Annotated in this window: 1 protein-coding gene; it reads left to right on the top strand. The window is 59.1% G+C overall.

Going from position 1 to position 1,292, the window contains the following annotated elements; genetic code table 11:
• Positions 1 to 1,151 (top strand): tripartite tricarboxylate transporter permease (locus A3AY_RS0109960; RefSeq protein ID WP_018325534.1); only part of this gene is annotated, 1,151 nt, incomplete at its 5' end.
• Positions 1,152 to 1,292: the final 141 nt, after the last annotated feature.

Consider the following 1,292-nt stretch of genomic DNA (forward strand, 5'->3'; position numbering starts at 1 on the left):
TCGCAGGCTGCGTGGCAACCCTGCTGCTGGCGATCGCCGCTCCGCCGCTTGCCTCCATCGCGCTCGAATTCGGTGCGCCGGAATATTTTGCCCTGATCGTTCTAGGGCTGCTCGTTTCGATCTCACTCGCTCACGGTTCCGTCCTGAAGGCACTGGGCATGATCGTCATCGGCTTGCTGCTTGGAACGGTGGGCCAGGACATCTATACGGGCGAGGAGCGCTTCACGTTCGGTCGCCTGGAATTGTCGCAGGGGATCAACTTCGTCTCGATTGCCGTCGGGATATTCGGGGTCTCCGAAATCTTCCGCAACCTTCAGAATGAACATACGCGCGAAATCGGCGTGAAGCACGTCACGAACCTTTGGCTGACGAAAGATGATTTCCGGCGGATTATCGGCCCTGTCCTGCGGGGAACGGCGCTTGGCTCGCTTCTCGGCGTATTGCCGGGCGGCGGCCACGTACTGGCGTCCTTTGCCAGCTATTCGGTCGAGAAGAACCTGTCGAAAAATCCGGCCGAGTTTGGCCATGGCGCGATCGAAGGCGTAGCTGGACCCGAGAGCGCCAACAACGCAGCGGCGCAGACGTCCTTTATTCCGCTGCTCACCCTCGGCATTCCGGCACATCCGGTCATGGCACTCATTGTTGGCGCATTCATCCTTCAGGGGATCACGCCGGGGCCGGACGTCATTACCAGCCAGCCGGCGTTGTTCTGGGGCATCATCGCATCGATGTGGATCGGCAACCTGCTGCTGGTGATCCTCAACCTGCCGTTGATCGGGCTGTGGGTGAGGATGCTAACCATTCCCTACCGTATGCTGTTTCCGGCCATCGTCATCTTTGCCTCGATCGGATGTTATTCCATCAACAACAACCCCTTCGACGTCTATGCCATTATCGTCTCCGGCATACTCGGCTACATCCTGATCCGTGTGGGCTGCGAACCTGCACCCCTTCTGCTGGGCTTTGTTCTGGGCCCGCTGCTCGAGGAGCATCTCCGTCGGGCGATGATCATCTCCCGCGGCGACGCGACGGTGTTCGTCACAAACCCGATCGCTGCATCGCTGCTCGGCTTGGGTCTGGTCTGCGTAATCCTGGCGCTCCTACCGTCGATACGTTCCAAGCGCGATCAGGTGTTCGTAGAAGACGACTGATGCAGGGCCTCTTGTCGTCGGGAGCGAGGGCGAGTTTTCAAGTGCTGTGAGGCGATAGCTACCTCAATCTTTCGCGGTCGCCGAATCTCAGAAATGTTCCTTCATTGAGGTCGAGTTTCGCCGGTTTGCGCGACTGTTTCG

It is taken from the genome of Rhizobium giardinii bv. giardinii H152, from assembly GCF_000379605.1.
GTDB lineage: Bacteria > Pseudomonadota > Alphaproteobacteria > Rhizobiales > Rhizobiaceae > Pararhizobium > Pararhizobium giardinii.